Genomic DNA, 15,667 nt, shown 5'->3' with positions numbered 1-15,667 from the left:
CCTTGACTTGACAGTATCCGCACTTCGAACGTTCAGCCCGGCTCGCCACCCGCGACGGGACCCGCTGAACTCACCTTCGTCAATCGTGCTCGATACGGGGCCACATATCGGCGCTCACTGCGCGACGCCGGCCGCACGCTTCGTTTTCGCGCGCCGCACCAGCATGTTCATAGCCTCCACGAACGCGGAGAACGCCATCGCCGCGTAGATGTAAGCCTTCGGCACGTGCGAGCCGAAACCTTCGGCGATCAGCGTCATGCCGATCACGAGCAGGAAGCTCAGCGCAAGCATCACGATGGTCGGATTGCGATCGATGAAGCGCGACAACGGGCGCGCGGCGAACAGCATCACCATGACCGCGGCGATCACCGCGACGAACATGATCGGCATATGCTCGGTCATCCCGACCGCGGTGATGATGCTGTCGATCGAGAACACCATGTCGAGCAGGATGATCTGGCCGATCGCGGCCGCCATCGTCAACTGGACGGTGCTGGTCGCCTTGTCGCTTACTTCGTCCGCGTGGGTCACGTGATGGCGGATTTCGCTGGTCGCCTTCCAGACGAGGAACAGGCCGCCGCCGAGCAGGATCAGACCGCGCCACGAGAAACCGTGTCCGAAAAGCGTGAACGCGGTTTCGGTCAGTTGCGCGATCCACGCGATCGTGCCGAGCAGCGCGAGCCGCATCACGAGCGCGAGCAGGATGCCAATGCGCTGCGTGCGCGCGCGTTGTGCTTCGGGCAGCTTGTTGCTGAGGATCGAAATGAAGATCAGGTTGTCGATGCCGAGCACGATTTCCATTACGACCAGCGTCAGCAGCGCGGCCCATGCGGCAGGGTCGGAAACGAGTACGAGCAGGGAGTCCATGGGGGGCGGCGGAAAAATCGATGCGACGGCGGTCGCGGAACCGCCATCATGGTCGCGTTTAAGGTTCGAATAAATCAGTGATAATCTGAGCGATATATCGTTTATTTCGAAGTGTCGAAGTCATGCTCAATTACCGTCACTTGTACTATTTCTGGATCGTCGTGAAAGAGGGCGGCTTCGCGCGCGCAGCCGAACGGCTCGACATGGCCGTCCAGACGATCAGCGCGCAGGTGCGCGAGCTGGAGAAATCGATCGGGCGGCAGTTGCTCAAACCGGCGGGGCGCGGCGTCACGATGACCGAGGCCGGGGAGGCGGCGTTCAGCCGCGCGGAGCAGATTTTTCAGCTCGGCGAGGCGCTGCTCGACGAAATGCGCGATACGGGCAGAGAGGGTGTCGCACGGCTCGCCGTGGGTTTGTCAGACGGTATTTCGAAGCTCGCCGCGCACGCGCTGCTGGCGCCCGTGCTCGGCACGCCGTCGCTGCGGCTGCTGTGTCACGAGGGGGAGCATGCGCACCTGGTGTCGGAACTCGCGCTGCATCGGCTCGATCTCGTGCTCGCGTGCCAGCCGGCGCCGCACAACACCGACCTGCGCGTGCTCAGCCAGCGCCTCGTGGGCTCGCCGGTGGACTGGTACGGGCCCGCGGAGATGGTCCGTAAATCCGCACGGGCGGGTTTTCCGCAGTGTCTCGCGCAATTGCCGGTACTTCTGCCGACCGCGCACGGCGCGTTGCGAGCGCGGCTCGACCGGTGGTTCGACAGCGAAGGCATCCGGCCGCGCATCGTCGGCGAATTTGAGGACAGCGCGCTAATGGCGGTGTTCGCCGCGCGCGGGCTCGGCGTATTTCCGCTCGCGGAACTCGGGGCGGAAGATCTGTCATTGCTGCGTGGTTTGCGGTGGCTCGGTCGCGCCGACGGTGTGATCGAGGAGATTCACGCGATTCGTTCGAGGCGCGGGCAGCATCATGCGCTCGCCTCCCAGGTGTTGGTCGCCGCGCGGTCGTAACCGCACGACGAGCTTCACAGGCGCGGCGATGCGCCGTACGTGTGTGGGTTAGTGGCGCGTTTTCGGCGCCCACGCGTTGAATACCGCGGCGAGCAACGCGATCTCGCCGTCGGCCAGGTGGTCGTCCGCGATCGCCACGGCCATGCAAAGACGCATGACCTTGCGACGCAACGCAGGATCGTCGATTTCGTCGATCAGCGTGGAGAGCAGGGCTGTGTCGGGATGGTCCACGGCCAGTTCGGGCGACATGTGCGCGACCGAGCGGTCTTCACACAGCGTCTGAACGATCTGCGCGAATTGCGCCGGTGCGAGACCGAGTTCGCCTGCGATGCCCAATCTTTCGAGCGCGTGTTCTTCGGAGCTGCAGACGTGCCCGTCGGAGGTCAGCGCGAGCGCCACGATGCGTGCAGCGGCTTGGGGACTGTTGCGCGGATAGGTTCGCATGATGGGGTTCCTTTCGCGGAGATTTGTCCGCAGTGGTGATGAGCCTCAGTCTGCGTCAGGGCGCATATCGGATAAACCTGCTAATCACGGAGCAAAGGTTCGGGAAAAGCGAAAGGAGAAAGGCAGCGCACACTAGACAGAGGCGCTGCACGGACTGGCCGTATGCCTGACAGACGTCAGGCATACGTTTTCCCAGACTGCGTGCTGAGGCGTCGCTCAGAACGCGTGACGCATGCCCACCGTGACGGCCACTTGCGTGTTCGTCGAAGAAGGCGAGAGCGTATTGATCATCGCATGCGACAGCACCGAATCCGCCGGCGCACCATGCACGTTCTGATACACGCCTTCGACATAGAAGTCCGTGCGCTTGCTGAGCGCGTAATCGGTTTGCAGCATGGCCGTATTCCAGCCCGGCGACGAACCGTTGTACGCGCCGTGCGTGAACGTGTACGAACCCGACACGCTCAACGCCGGCGTAAGCGCGTACTTCGTGTTCACTTCGTAGTTGTCGAGGCGCAGCGAACCGGCGAGCGTGCCCGCCGTGCTGTCGGCCGCGCCGAGGTAGCTGCCTGTGCCGAACGAGAATACGCCCGACACGTTGTCGATCTGCGTATGGCTCCAGAGCAGACCGACGGTGGCCGGTCCGAACGTGTAGTTGCCGCCGAGCGACCAGATGCGCTGGCGTTCCGCGAGGAAGTTTGCGCTGGCGTCGCTCGAAGTTACCGCGCCCGCGCCATTGCCGGCGTTGTTCAGTTGCAGGTAGCCAGCGGCGAGATACAGCGGGCCTTGCGCATACGACAGGCAGAAGCCGTACGAGCGGTTGTTCGCGAAGTCGCCAGCCTTGTTGCTGAACGAGTACATCGTTTCGAACGTGACGCCGTGATAGACCGGGCTCGCGTACTTGACCGAGTTGTTGATGACGACCGAGTTCGCCGCGAGGTTATCGTTCTCGAACGGATGGGCGGCAATGCTGCCGCCCCACGTGTTGAACGAGGCCGAGACGGGGCCGACGAGGTCGTTCATCACGTCGAACTGGCGGCCGAACGTCAGCGTGCCGTACGGATCGCTTTGCAGACCGACCCATGCCTGCGAACCGAACGCGCTTCCCGGGAAAGCCTGCGCGCCGTTGTTGAGCACGAAGCCCTGTTCCAGTTTGAAGATCGCATGCAAGCCCGCACCCAGGTCTTCGGTGCCCTTCAGGCCGAACACCGTGTTCTGCGTCGAGCTGCTGCCCAATTGCCAGTTGCTGTGGCCGAGCTGATTGTTGGTGTACACGAGGCCGGTGTCGATGAGACCGTACAGGGTCACGCTGCTTTGCGCATGCGCAGACATCGTCAATGCGCCGCACAGCGCGGCCGCAAGCAAAGACTTTTTCATACTTGTTGGCTCCGTAATAAACAGTGCTAGAGGGGAATTGGTTGCTTTATTCACCGACGCCGCGCGCGCATGCCATGCGTCTACCACCCGTCGTTGCGAGAATCGCCGAAACTCAGGTGATTGAATGGATGCTTATTACGCGCAATAACGCCGTTGCAATGGCTTTGCAAGCGTGCAAGCCGGTCGATTGCCTGGTTTCCCGATGAGCGGAATGAGCGCGTCCTCGTCGGGACGGGAATAACGTCGCTCCAATCATATGGTGCGGAAAATAATCGGGGTGTTGAAAAAAATAAAGCCGTGTGGCTTCAGAAGAACAACGAGGGGGCGAAGCTTACCGTTTTCCGGCGCGCGGCGGGAGTGGCGACGTGTGATTCACGCGACAGAATGTGCGAGATAGGCGCATTTTGTTATTGGTTTCGATACCGGCCGGCGTCCGGGTCCAAAGGCAGCATGGTGGTGCATTGGCTTGAATGACGATTCATTTCGTTGAAATTAAAAGGAAAGGCCAATGTAATAACGTGCGCAATTCGTGTTTGATCGATGAGGAAATGATCGCGTGCAGGGACGCAACAAAACTTCGCACGGCGAGCGTGTCAATGCGTTGATTTGCACGATCACCTGGCTCCGGGCCTGACAAGACGTCGAGGTCACACCGGTCAGTGCGGCATGGTTCAGCGGGATCGGGCCCAATCCGGCGCGTTACGGGCCGGCCGGAATGGCATCGCATGGCACTCTTTCGACTGGACAGAGCGGCGTCATCATCTCGCCGGGCGCGAGGCGTCGGCTTGTCAGACCTGCTTGTCAGACCTGCTTGGTGCAAAAGGCTGACCGAGGCGCGCGCTGGCCCGGGTCGCGCAGATCATGCCGGACGGCCGGGTGGAATCGCGCAAACAGTTGGGGCTGGCGCGGGAGTCGAGCGCATGCGCGGCGCAGGCGGGCACGAGTGGGAGCGGCCGCGCTCTTCTCTTAGCAGGAGCCGTTCTCCAAAGGGCACACAAGGCTCGTGCCGTCCTGAATACATGGCATATTGGCAGAACCCGCCATCCCCGGAGCCTGCCATGCGAATCCAGACATCCTTTCTTTTCGATCTCGACGGCACGCTCGTCGACAGCGTCTACCAGCACGTGTTGGCCTGGAAAGAAGCGCTGGACAGCGAAGGCATCCCGCTGTCGGTGTGGCGGATTCATCGCAAGATCGGCATGAGCGGCGGCTTGTTCACCAATCAGCTATTGCGCGAGACGCATGGCGAAATCAGCGCCGAGCGCGGCGAGCGGCTGCGTCATGCGCACGCGGCGGCCTATCAGCGACTGCGTGCGCAGGTTTGCCCGCTGCCTGGCGCGCGCGAGTTGCTCGATGCGCTGACGCAGGCCGGCACGCCGTGGGCGGTGGCGACCAGCGGACGCATGGAGACGGCCGCGCTCAATCTGGAAGCGCTCGGCGTCGACCCCGCTAAGGCCATCGTCGTGACGCGCGACGACGTCAAATACGCCAAGCCGGACCCGGACCTGTTCATCGCGGCCGCAGAGCGCCTGGGCGTGTCGATCGAGCACACGGTGGTGGTCGGCGACAGCATCTGGGACATGCTCGCCGCGCGGCGCTGCCGGTCGCTCGGCGTCGGCTTGCTGTCGGGCGGATACGGCACCGAGGAACTCGAACGCGCGGGCGCGCTGCGGGTCTACGACGATCCCGCCGATCTGCTGGAACATCTGGACGAAGTCGCATCGCGGCCGTGACGCGACGGCATGAAGGCGCGCGCCGCATGCGGACGCCGCGCGCCCGCCGCTTCAATGCTTATACGATTGCGCGGGCGCCGACAGATTCACCCGTGAGGACTCCCTGACCAACTGATCGGTCATCGCCGATGACACCGCATTCAAACTCCGGTCACTCTTGCCGAGGTGGCTGCTGCCAGCCGGTGGGAGCGGCAACGACGGATCGGGCTTGGCGGATTCCTTGACGAGTTGCGCCGTCAGCGCCGCCGAAACCTGGTTCGAGCCGCGCCGGCGCGAGTCGTCATGCTTGCGCCCGCGCGTCTGTTCAACGCGCGGGGCGGGCTTCGACTTCGTCCGCGCGGCTGGCTGGACATCGGTCGAAGCGACGACCGTGCGGGTGGCCGACTGTGAGCCGTTCGCGGCTTGCCGGGTGGTGGGGGGTGTACTGGGCGTCGCAGCCATGGCGGGCGTGGGAGGGCTAGGAGCCGCCGCTGGCGGCACAGGCGCCACCGGCGTGGCCGCCACGCCAGGGGCAAGCGTCGTAGCTGCCATAGCGGCAGCCGTGGTCGCGGGTGCGGCAGGCGCCGCCGGCGTCACCGCCGCGAGCTTGTTCGAACCAGTGCCGTCGGGGAGAGTGCGAACCACCGTTCCCGCCGCCACATGAGTTTCACTGGCGCGCGCCTGGTCCGCTGCCGCCATGCTGGTGCTGGCGATCACCTCACCGGTTGCCGTCGGCGCCCGTTCTTCTTCCTTAGGGAAAAGCAGATAGCCGGCGACGCCTACGTCGATCACGAGCAGGCCGATTATCAACACCTTGCCGGTATTCGTCATATTTAACCAACGGATAAGTCAGGAACTGTAAACAGTCGATGATAAACGACTGCTCTGCGAACGACCGTTCGCTGCGCGAGTTGGCGATGGCTGATGTCTGAATGGACCTTGAACGGGCCAGGTCGCAGGGCGTGAGCAGACGGGCTCCGGCTCTTCGGCTGCGCCGCAGCGTTTTTCCGGTTCGGACCGGGTCGCCCCTCGTGCAGTCGATGTGTGCGCTTTCGCTGCACTGCGATGGAAGTTTGCACCGCCAGGCAAAGAGCCCTGTACTATACGGTTCAACAGGGAACCGGCCTGTCAGCCCGCATCCGAAGCTCCGCACTCGGGTGCCCAAAAGGGCGTCGGCCGGTTCCCTTGTGAATTTGCTGCGACCGGCAACGGCAAAAACAACGCGCTGACCATGCGGCTCACGGGCGAAGCATCGACCGCCTGTCGTGCCCAGGGCCGTCGCATTCCGGCACGCCGCTCGGCCAGGCCTTCGCGCCGGCCAGCCGGCTTGCCTCGGGGTGCGACGGCGGCGACGTGACGGACCACGTGAAAAATGAACAACTTTATTCGACCCCCTGTTTTCTATCCGGCAACGGTTGTTTTCGTCGACGACAACGACAGCTACCTCGATGCCCTGCGCCGGTTCTTTCCGGACACTTCCACCAATCTGTTTTTCACGCGGCCCCAAGCCGCGCTCAATTTCATCCGTCACCACGCGCGCGAGAATTCGCTGGAGTTCGCGTCGGCGTCGGCGTGCCTGAGCGAGCCGGGCGTCGAGCGATTCGTCGAGACTTCCTCCGAGCGCGATATCGTCGCGCGGGCTTCCCGTTTCGAGGAAGTGGCGGCCGTCGTCGTGGACTACGACATGCCGGGCATGAACGGCGTCGAATTCCTTTCGTCGATCTCTCACCTGCGCTGCGCGAAAGTGCTGCTGACCGGCGTCGCGAACGAGATCGTCGCGGTCAAGGCGTTCAACGCCGGCATCGTCGACCTGTATTTGCGCAAAACGGATGCGGATTCGGCCAACCGGCTAGCCTATTTCCTGAAGGATGCGCGCAACCGGCATTGCTCGGAATCGGGCTGGCTCGCATTGGGCGAGAACGGCATGACGTATTGCGATCCGCGCACGCGCAAGGTGATCGACGAGGTGGTGGCCGCTGAAGGCATCGTCGAGTATTACTGGCGTCCGGAGCAGAACGCGATTCTGATGTTCGATCGCGCCGGCAACCCGAGCGTGTTCGTCGCGTGGGCCGAGAACGACTGGATCTCGCAGGGCGAGATCGTGGCCGACGAGGGCGGCCCGGCCGAACTGCTGCGGCAACTGGCGGTGCGCGAGGTGATGCCGCTCTTCTGGCCCGACCTCGCCTACCGCGGCGGCATGGAATTCGTCAAGCTCACGCCGCGCGGCATCCCTGGCTGGGACGACGCGTTCTATGGCTGGACCCGCATCGATCCGGCCGAGGTGGGTCTGGATCTCGTGACGTTCTCGCAATGGCGGAGTGAGCGCAATCGCTGAAGCCGGCCGACAGGTTGAGCCACATGTACGCCATTCCCACAGCTTTCGTGGCCGCGCTGTTCGTGGTGTTCGGGCTATACGTGTTCGTCACCCAGGGAATCACGCGGCTGTCCGGGCCGTTTCTGCTGATGTGCGCGGCGACCTTTGCATGGCAGGGCACGTGGACGCTGCTGTTCCAGACCGACAACCCCCAGCTCGCCGGCGTGCTGGTCAGGCTGGGCTATCTGTTCATTCTCTTTCTGCCCACCACGTTTTATCACTTCGTCATCGAGGTGGCGGCGCGGCGGCGTGAGCAGCCGCTTCTGTTCGCCTCGTATGGCCTGTGTCTGGTGCTGGCCGCGCTATTGCCCGGCCACGAAGTGATTGCGGGCTATCAGGCCCACTTCTTCGGTTTCTATCCGGTCGCGGGGCCGCTGCATCCGTTGCATGTCGTGCAGACGATGGTGCTCGCCGGGCGCTGCGCGCAGATTCTGCTCGCGGCGCGCAAGCACGCCCGCGGCGAAGCGCGCAGGCGTCTCGATCTGTGCTTCGCGAACCTGTGCCTGTACTCGTTCGCGGCGGTCGATTACGCGGTCAACTACGGCTATGGGTTCTATCCGCCGGGCGTGCTGTTCATCGCGCTCAGCCTGGGGTTGCTCGCGCTCATGATCGTCCGTTATCACCTGATCCACCCGTATGCGCTGGCGGCCACCATCGCACACGAGTTCACGACGCCGCTCGCGACCATCGGCCTGCACGCCGACGAAATCGCCGACGTCTGGACGCAGATGTCCAACGGTCAACGGATGCCGGCCACGCACGGCCCGCATGACGAGCACCTGCAACCGGGGCAGTTCGAGCGTATCGGCCAGCTCGCCGCAGCAATCCGGCGCGAGGTGTCGGGCACCAGCGCGATGGTCGACATGATGCTCGCGTCGTTTACGCTCGAGCGCCTGGACCGCAGCCGCTTCAGTGCGCATTCCGTGCAGCAATGTGTGGCGTCGGCGCTGGAACGTTATCCGTTTCGCGGCGACGAACGTGCGCGCGTGAGCGTCGTGCAGATCGATCCGGCGCTGAGGTTTTCGGGCTCGGATACGGTGGTGGTCTTCATCCTGTTCAACCTGGTGAAGAACGCGTTGCACGCGATTCGCGCTAAAGGCGCGGGCCGGATCATGATCAGTGCCGCTCAGGATCAGAACTTCTGCGTAGTGCAGTTCCGCGACACGGGACCGGGCATCGCCCCCGATGTGCTGCCGTATATCTTCGACGCCTTCTTCTCGACCAAGCGTCACGGCAGCGGCGCGGGCATGGGGCTGGCCTTCTGCCGTCGCGCGGCGCTCATGCTGGGCGGGAGTATCAAATGCAGCTCGACGCAAGGCGCGCATACCACCTTCACGATACGGCTGCCGGTTCCCGGCACGCCAGCTGATCGCGCGCTACGCGCGCCGCCGCCGCGCGCCGGGCGCTGGCATTGACGCGCGGTGTCGAGCGTTGGAGCTCGCTGACGGTGGGTTCCATCGGCGCACACGCGTTTGCATGCTGAATCCCGCTAGCACTGCGGTTGCGCACAAAAAGCGCGGCTGCGGGTAGATCGAGGCGACCTTTCGATCAACGCCGCAAGTCTGGTTCACTCCCAGTGCGCCGCGTGCCGCCGGATAAGCCGATCACGCGTCCCGCGAACCTTGGCGGCGGCAACAGCGCGTGGGTGTCCGCCAGTTTCCGCAGGCGGGTTTCGACGTCGGGGTCGAACGCTGCAGCGCGCGGCCCGCTGGTATCGACGTGCAGCAACATCTGCTCGCCCGCGGCGACCGGCGCGCCGTCATGACCGCTCCACATTTCGAGGTACAGGTGCAGCCGCTTCGCATCATGCGCGAGCACGCGCAGGTCGACGCGAACCGGTGCGCCTTCCTTGATTTCATGCAGATAGCTGACGTGCGCTTCGAGCGTGTAGATCGAACGTCGCCGCGCTTTGCGCTCCGCGTCGGGCAAACCGATCAGGTCGATCAGTGAATCGGTCGCGAAGCTGAAAAGCAGCATGTAGAACGCATCGCGCAAATGCCCGTTGTAATCGACCCATTCGGACCGCACGACATTGCGATAGCAGGGCAAAGCAGCCTGTTGCGGCATGGAATGGTCTCCGTCATTCGAATGCATCGGGTTTGAAGGTGCGCCCGCTCGCGCTGTGCGGTCCGACCGGCCGTGCATCCTGGCGCGGTCGGCGTCGTCAGTTTAGTCCACGGGCGCAAAACCGCACACGACGGCCCATTTGTGTTGCCTCACGCAACAGTGAATATTTAATTTAGGTGTTTACCCTAGGTCTCCTGACTCCTAAACTCTCTACATTCGCTGCCGAACCCACAGGTCGCCAGCGCTGCAAGACAATCTCTGGAGTAGGAATCATGAAATCGCTGATCGAAGCCGCGGTCATCGCCGCTCTCATTGCCGCGCCACTTGCCGCGTTTGCTCAATCCAACCAGCCGGTCACTCGTGCCCAGGTGCGCGCCGAACTGGTCCAACTGGAAAAGGCCGGCTATGACCCGGCCAGCGCGGACGCCGACGATTATCCGGCGAACATTCAGGCGGCCGAAGCGCGCGTCGCAGCTCAAAACGCCACCGCCCAAACCAGCGGTTATGGTTCGGCAAGCCAAGGTTCGTCGCAAGCCGGCAGTCGCGCCGATGCGCAGTCGAGCTCGTATTCGGCGCCGGTCGTCCACTACGGTCATTGATCGGCGACGGCGCGAGCGTACGTCTCGCGCCGGGGCCAACGCTGCATCGAACACGAAAGGCTTGCTTCACCGGAGGACCGGTGAAGCAAGCCTTTTTGCATTGCGGCGCGCTCGCCCTTACGCTTCCCGTGCACCGCTCGATCACACCGTGAACAACGGGCGCAACTGCCGCACGTTGTCGACGGTTTCCAGCTTGTTGATCTGTTCGATAAGCTGCTCCGTCTTGCGCTCACCGAGAACCGGCGCCATCAGATCGCGCGCCTTCGCGTTGACGGCTTCCGTGTTCAACGGGTTCTCCTTGGTGCCCGGGGGGAATCGGGTGAAGTGATCGACCTTGCGTCCATCGGTCAGGGTGACTTCGACGATCGCGCCACGCGGCGCGGCCGGGTCCATCAACGCGGCGTCCGGCGTCACGATAACCTTCGCACGCTGCGCGAGAATGCGCGGATCGTGCATCAGCGCGACGTCGTGACTGTCGGCAAACGAGACCGCCCCTTTGACGAGCGCGAGCGCCACGAGATGCTGACAATTGACATCGGGCATCGCGCTGTCGCCGACAATGCCTTCGGCATCGGTGGGAATCTTGACGAGGATGCTGCGCACGTTGTCCGGCGTCAGGCCGTATTGCTTGCGCAAGGTGAGGAGTGCGTCGAGCGGAGACTGGATCGGATAGCCGACCGAGTACGTCTTGATCGCCGTTTCGGTGACGTAGAAGCGGCTGCCGAGTCCGTCGAGCATCGCTTCGGGTTTCGGACTGGCCGATAGTGCAATGAAGAGATTGTTGGTGCCGTCGAGCACATCGTAGACGCCGGTGAAACCGGACTTCGCCATGTCGACCGCCGTCACGCCGTTGCGCGCGCCCATGCCCGCGAAGTCGAAGGCTTTCTCGATGTGGTCCTTGTCCTTCACCCAACTCCATAAGCCGGAGACCTGCTGCGCGGAATAGGAAATCGCATAGCGCGTTTGCAGTTCATCCAGTTTCGCGAGCGATGCCGCGGCGCCGAGCGCGCCGAAGGTCGACGCGGTGCCCTCGGCGCTGCGATGCGAGCCGCGCACCTGGTCGGGGCCGAGCGCCATCAGCAGACGGCAGGCGAGATCGTAGCCGAGCGTCACGGAGCGGATCAGCGCTTCGCCGCTGCTGCCTTCGCGCTCGCCCAGCGCCAGCGCGGCCGGCACCACCGAACTGCCGGGATGCGCCTTGGTGACGGGCTCGAAGTCGTCGGTCTCGTCGGAGTGCGCGCACATCGCATTGGCGAGCGCGGCGTTGATCGCCGTGGTGCGAAACGCCGCGCCGATTACCGAGGCTTGCGGCTCGCCGCCGAGTCCGTGCACGTAGTTCACCGCCATCGAGCCCGGCTTCATGCGCGAGCCCGATACCATCGCGCCGAAGGTGTCGAGAATGCGGTGCTTGCAGGCGAGCACGACCGCGTCCGGGAGTGCTGTGCTTTGCGCCGACACCATGTAGTGTGCGAGCCGTCCGGTCACGTCGGCATTGCCGGCGGCGAACAGGCGCGCGGGAGACAGCGTCAACGCGGCGATTGCGCCGGCCGATTGAAGCACGCGGCGGCGTGTCGGCGAGTGGCACTCGGACATATCAATTCCTTATGGTCGTGGAAGGTCGGTTACATGGGCGAAACGGATGAAACGGCTCGCCGATCGGGCGAACGCCGGGACGCCGTGAAAACGGTTGCGCTCGGGTAGCGCGGCATCGCGTCTGTGCGGATCGCGTGCAGTCAGGGATGAGTCTGACGGCTCTGGATGGGGTGTCGACATTTTGCGGATTATGACGCGATGCTTCTTGAAAATTCAAGAGCGAGTTGGAAGAAGTGTGCACACTTTGAGCATGCCGAGCGGACCGCCCGCGGCCCGTGCAGGCCCGGCGGTTTGCTAGAATCGGCTGCTGTGCCCGCCCTCCGGCACGCTTTCACGAAAGGACTCGCGATGGATGAAGATGTCGACAAGAGCGCGCTTGCGGACGACGGCGAAGCGTCGCCGGTCGCGGAGATCGTCGACTGGGTGGCGCGCGGCATCATCGAGGGGCGGCTCGCGGCGGGCGACGACCTGAATTCGGTCGATCTCGCGAAACGTTTCGGCGTGAGCCGCACACCGGCGCGTGAGGCGTTGTTTCTTCTGAGCCGCGAAGGGCTGGTCGACTGGTCGCCGCGCCGGCGGCCTCGCGTGTCCGCAGTCAATCTGAAGGACGTGCGCGAGATTTATCAGCTACGCGCAATCCTGTACGGCGAGGTCTCGCTCGCTATCGCCGAGCACGCGAGCGACGACGACATCGCCTCGCTATGGCGCGCGCATCAACGCCTTGCCGAGGTCGCCGCGCAAGGCGACGTCGACGGTTATTTCTGGGCCAACGTCGCCTTCCGCGACGAAGAGTTGCGCGTGTGCCGCAACGGCATTTTCAAGGAAGTACTCGATTCGATGCGGATGCGGACCAACCGCTTGCGGCATTTGAGCACGACGCTGCCCGGCCGTCTGCAACGCTCGTGCGCCGATCATCAACGGCTGTGCGAGGCGTATGCCGAGCGCGATGGCGCGCTCGCGGCAGCGTTGAATCGTTCGATCGTGCTCAGTGCGTTGCAGGCGATCGAACTGGCGTGGCCGGCGCAAGTTGCCGTCGATCCGGCTACGTCTTCCGCATCAAAAAACAAGATTAATTCAATCAGATAGATTCATTTTCAAGCACATCGGGTTGCAGCCAGTGTTCTTCTTTACCGCATTGCTGCTGGCAATTTGCGCGGGGCTCAACCATTGGGTGCGGTCTCGCGGTGCGCATGGGCACTGAGAAGAACGGGCCTTTGTTCTTACCGCCATAGCTGGATTCACGCCGGGCATTTGCGACACCGCGCTCCCGACACCCAGGTCCGGCCTCGGCAACACCGCCCAGCGTTCATGTTTCCTGCCGCACGGATAACCGTCATGGCCGCTTCTTCTGAACGGCTGCACGCCTGTCGGTTCTCTTCCCCACGAGAGCGCGCGTCACTCGAACCACGCTCCTTCCTTCATCGCGCACAAGCTTGCTCTCTGCGGGTAATCACCAACGCTCGCGTGCCTCGCATCCGCGCTTTTTCGCTCTCGCAGATCGCCTTCCCAGCGACTAAGCAAGTTTCTATTGCGCCCGCAGATTTTGAATAACAAAGCGTAGCCGACGGCACTTACACTGCATTCCGAACCCCTGTTGTGAGCCGGTCGCTACCGAGGTCCAGCGGGTCATACCGTTGAGCCGATCCGAGTCCCGCATCCGCGCCCGACGGACAATTCATTTGGAGACCTTATGAAAGAGTTGATGCTGGTCGGCACCGCCGCCAATCGTCCGAATGCCATTGGATCGATGTACCGGCTCAAGCCGGGTGGCGAGTGGGAAAAGCTGAGCGACTTCCCCGACGATGCGTCCGTGCAGGCGATTACCCCGCACCCCGAGCGGCCGGACCTGCTGTTCGCCGCTACGCGCAAGGGCGTGTACCGCTCGAAAGACGGGGGCGATTCGTGGACCCGCCTGAACGTGACGGACGAGACGATCCAGTTCTGGACCGTCGTGATTCACCCGACGCGTCCCGACACGCTGTTCGCGGCCGGCGGCCCTGTCAGCATCTACCGCAGCGACGACGGCGGCGACACCTGGCGCAAGTGCAAAGCCGATCATCCCGAGCGCTTCAAGATTTCGTTCGGCGATTCGCGCGTCATGCGCATCGCGTTTCATCCGCTGAATCCGGATGTGATGTACGCGGTGGCCGAGATCAACGGCTTTCTCGTCAGCGAGGACGGCGGCGCCACGTGGCGCGGTGAACCGGAAGGGCTGCTGGCGCTGTCGAAGCTGACGCATCTGAAGAGCAGGATCGAAACCGACGACGACGCGGAAGGCATCTTCGACGCCCATTCCGTTTGCACGACGCCGGCCGATCCGGACGCGCTGTTCTATATCTGCCGGCTCGGCATTTTCGAAAGCCGCGACAAGGGCAAGACCTTCCGCGATCTCGAAGTAGGCAAGTTCGCGCCGTTCTCCTACACGCGCGATTGCCGCTTCGTATGCGACGACCCGAAGAAGATGTACGCGTGCTTCAGTATTTCGTCGCGCAGCAACGCGGGGGCGCTGTACGGCAGCGACGATCTCGGCAAGAGCTGGTATCGCGCCGACGCACAGGTGGAACCGGCCAGCACGATGCTCGGCTTCGGCATGCATCCGACCGACCCGAACGGCGTGATCACCGTGACGCGCGGCGGCCAGGTGTTCTTCACGACCGACGGCTGCCGGAGCTGGACCGAAAAACCTCTCCCGTCTGGCGCAGGCGATGCGTTCTGTGCGGCGATGCTCTAAGCGAACGAAGGACGATCGAACCATGACAGAAAGACTCAACGGCGTCATTCGCGCGCTGCAAACCGGACGCCGGATCGCATTCACGTCGTTCATCCAGGCGGAAGTGGAATCGGCGGTGGCCTTCGCGCAATCGTCGAATGACGGGGTGGTGTTCGAACTCGAACACACGCCTTGGGACATCCGCTCGCTGCGCGAATCGATGCAGTTCCTGCTGCTGCGCGAACGTATTGCGAAGGCGCAGTCGGTTGCCTGCCAGATGACGCCGCTCGTGCGCATTCCGCCGAGCGGCAGCGAAATGAACCAGTGGTTCGCGAAGCAGGCGCTCGATCTTGGCGCGTACGGCATCGTGTGGCCGCGCATCAGCACGCCGCAAGAGGCGTATAACGCGGTCGCCGCATGCCGTTATCCGCGCCTGAAAAGCGCGCCGCTATACGAGCCCGCCGGTTTGCGCGGCGACGCGCCGATGCCCGCCGCGCGGTACTGGGGCGTCTCGCAACAGGAGTACTACCGCAAGGCGGACGTGTGGCCGCTCGCGCCGGATGGCGAGGTGCTGGTCGTGCTGATGATCGAGGACACGCGCGCAATCGACAACCTCGAAACCATCGTGAAGCAGGTGCCGGGTATCGGCGTGCTGCTGATCGGCGAAGGCGATCTGACACAGGAACTCGGGTGTCCGCGCCAGTACGACAACCCCGAACTGTTGCGCATGATGGATCACGTGCTCGAAGTCGGTCAGGCCCACGACATTCCGGTCGGTCATCCGCATGTGACCGGGCAGAACGTGAGCCAGGTCATCGAGCAGGGCTATCGCTTCCTGATGACCTATCCGAAGCGCGATTTCTCGGCGCTGGACAAAGGCTTGCAGCTGGCCGGACGTCTGGACCAATAGAGCGCAACCT

14 protein-coding genes are annotated in these 15,667 nt (G+C 63.5%); 8 read left to right on the top strand and 6 right to left on the bottom strand.

Annotation, left to right across the window (positions count from 1 at the left end):
- Window positions 1–114: 114 nt before the first annotated feature.
- Complete coding sequence (locus tag CIC12_RS28515) at window positions 115–867, bottom strand: TerC family protein (protein WP_168669193.1); 753 nt, start codon at window positions 865–867, stop codon at window positions 115–117.
- A 122-nt stretch (window positions 868–989) separates the two neighbouring features.
- Here CIC12_RS28515 and CIC12_RS28510 point away from each other — a divergent pair, with 122 nt between their 5' ends.
- The gene (locus CIC12_RS28510) at window positions 990–1,871 is read left to right on the top strand and encodes a LysR family transcriptional regulator (RefSeq protein WP_168669191.1); all 882 of its coding nucleotides are present in this window, start codon (window positions 990–992) and stop codon (window positions 1,869–1,871) included.
- Between the two features lie 48 nt (window positions 1,872–1,919).
- On the opposite strand, the gene CIC12_RS28505 is transcribed toward CIC12_RS28510, so the two are convergent.
- Complete coding sequence (locus tag CIC12_RS28505) at window positions 1,920–2,315, bottom strand: TerB family tellurite resistance protein (protein ID WP_168669189.1); 396 nt, start codon at window positions 2,313–2,315, stop codon at window positions 1,920–1,922.
- A gap of 216 nt (window positions 2,316–2,531) precedes the next feature.
- Window positions 2,532–3,692 carry a porin gene (locus CIC12_RS28500; RefSeq protein ID WP_168669187.1) on the bottom strand — a complete coding sequence of 387 codons (1,161 nt, stop codon included), beginning with the start codon at window positions 3,690–3,692 and terminating at the stop codon, window positions 2,532–2,534.
- A gap of 1,058 nt (window positions 3,693–4,750) precedes the next feature.
- On the opposite strand from CIC12_RS28500, the gene CIC12_RS28495 reads away from it, so the two are divergent.
- Window positions 4,751–5,425 carry an HAD family hydrolase gene (locus CIC12_RS28495; protein ID WP_168669185.1) on the top strand — a complete coding sequence of 225 codons (675 nt, stop codon included), beginning with the start codon at window positions 4,751–4,753 and terminating at the stop codon, window positions 5,423–5,425.
- 51 nt (window positions 5,426–5,476) lie between these two features.
- On the opposite strand, the gene CIC12_RS28490 is transcribed toward CIC12_RS28495, so the two are convergent.
- Window positions 5,477–6,235: a hypothetical protein gene (locus CIC12_RS28490; RefSeq protein ID WP_168669184.1), complete on the bottom strand. Its 759-nt coding sequence runs from the start codon at window positions 6,233–6,235 to the stop codon at window positions 5,477–5,479.
- Between the two features lie 541 nt (window positions 6,236–6,776).
- On the opposite strand from CIC12_RS28490, the gene CIC12_RS28485 reads away from it, so the two are divergent.
- Both CIC12_RS28485 and CIC12_RS28480 read left to right on the top strand, forming a co-directional pair.
- Window positions 6,777–7,739 carry a response regulator gene (locus CIC12_RS28485; RefSeq protein WP_168669183.1) on the top strand — a complete coding sequence of 321 codons (963 nt, stop codon included), beginning with the start codon at window positions 6,777–6,779 and terminating at the stop codon, window positions 7,737–7,739.
- A gap of 23 nt (window positions 7,740–7,762) precedes the next feature.
- The gene (locus tag CIC12_RS28480) at window positions 7,763–9,193 is read left to right on the top strand and encodes a sensor histidine kinase (RefSeq protein ID WP_168669182.1); all 1,431 of its coding nucleotides are present in this window, start codon (window positions 7,763–7,765) and stop codon (window positions 9,191–9,193) included.
- Between the two features lie 133 nt (window positions 9,194–9,326).
- On the opposite strand, the gene CIC12_RS28475 is transcribed toward CIC12_RS28480, so the two are convergent.
- Window positions 9,327–9,845 carry a thioesterase family protein gene (locus CIC12_RS28475; RefSeq protein ID WP_168669181.1) on the bottom strand — a complete coding sequence of 173 codons (519 nt, stop codon included), beginning with the start codon at window positions 9,843–9,845 and terminating at the stop codon, window positions 9,327–9,329.
- A gap of 272 nt (window positions 9,846–10,117) precedes the next feature.
- Between CIC12_RS28475 and CIC12_RS28470 the strand changes: the two genes are divergently transcribed.
- Window positions 10,118–10,444, top strand: coding sequence for a DUF4148 domain-containing protein (locus CIC12_RS28470; RefSeq protein WP_168669180.1), 327 nt, complete (start codon window positions 10,118–10,120; stop codon window positions 10,442–10,444).
- 141 nt (window positions 10,445–10,585) lie between these two features.
- On the opposite strand, the gene CIC12_RS28465 is transcribed toward CIC12_RS28470, so the two are convergent.
- Complete coding sequence (locus CIC12_RS28465; protein ID WP_168669179.1) at window positions 10,586–12,037, bottom strand: MmgE/PrpD family protein; 1,452 nt, start codon at window positions 12,035–12,037, stop codon at window positions 10,586–10,588.
- A 348-nt stretch (window positions 12,038–12,385) separates the two neighbouring features.
- Between CIC12_RS28465 and CIC12_RS28460 the strand changes: the two genes are divergently transcribed.
- The 3 genes from CIC12_RS28460 to CIC12_RS28450 all read left to right on the top strand — a co-directional run bounded on the left by CIC12_RS28460 (window position 12,386) and on the right by CIC12_RS28450 (window position 15,657).
- Window positions 12,386–13,123 (top strand): GntR family transcriptional regulator, encoded by a 738-nt coding sequence (locus CIC12_RS28460; protein ID WP_168669178.1) that lies wholly within the window; start codon window positions 12,386–12,388, stop codon window positions 13,121–13,123.
- A gap of 604 nt (window positions 13,124–13,727) precedes the next feature.
- Window positions 13,728–14,768, top strand: a complete 1,041-nt coding sequence (locus CIC12_RS28455) for a WD40/YVTN/BNR-like repeat-containing protein (RefSeq protein ID WP_168669176.1) — start codon at window positions 13,728–13,730, stop codon at window positions 14,766–14,768.
- Window positions 14,769–14,790: 22 nt separating this feature from the next.
- Entirely contained in the window at window positions 14,791–15,657 is an 867-nt protein-coding gene (locus tag CIC12_RS28450; protein ID WP_168669174.1) for an HpcH/HpaI aldolase family protein, read from the top strand.
- Window positions 15,658–15,667 lie beyond the last annotated feature (10 nt).

Source organism: Paraburkholderia sp. SG-MS1, assembly GCF_012275575.1.
In the GTDB taxonomy this organism is placed as follows: domain Bacteria; phylum Pseudomonadota; class Gammaproteobacteria; order Burkholderiales; family Burkholderiaceae; genus Paraburkholderia.
Note: the sequence above shows the minus strand (reverse complement) of the source record. Positions and strands in the feature narration are given on the sequence as shown.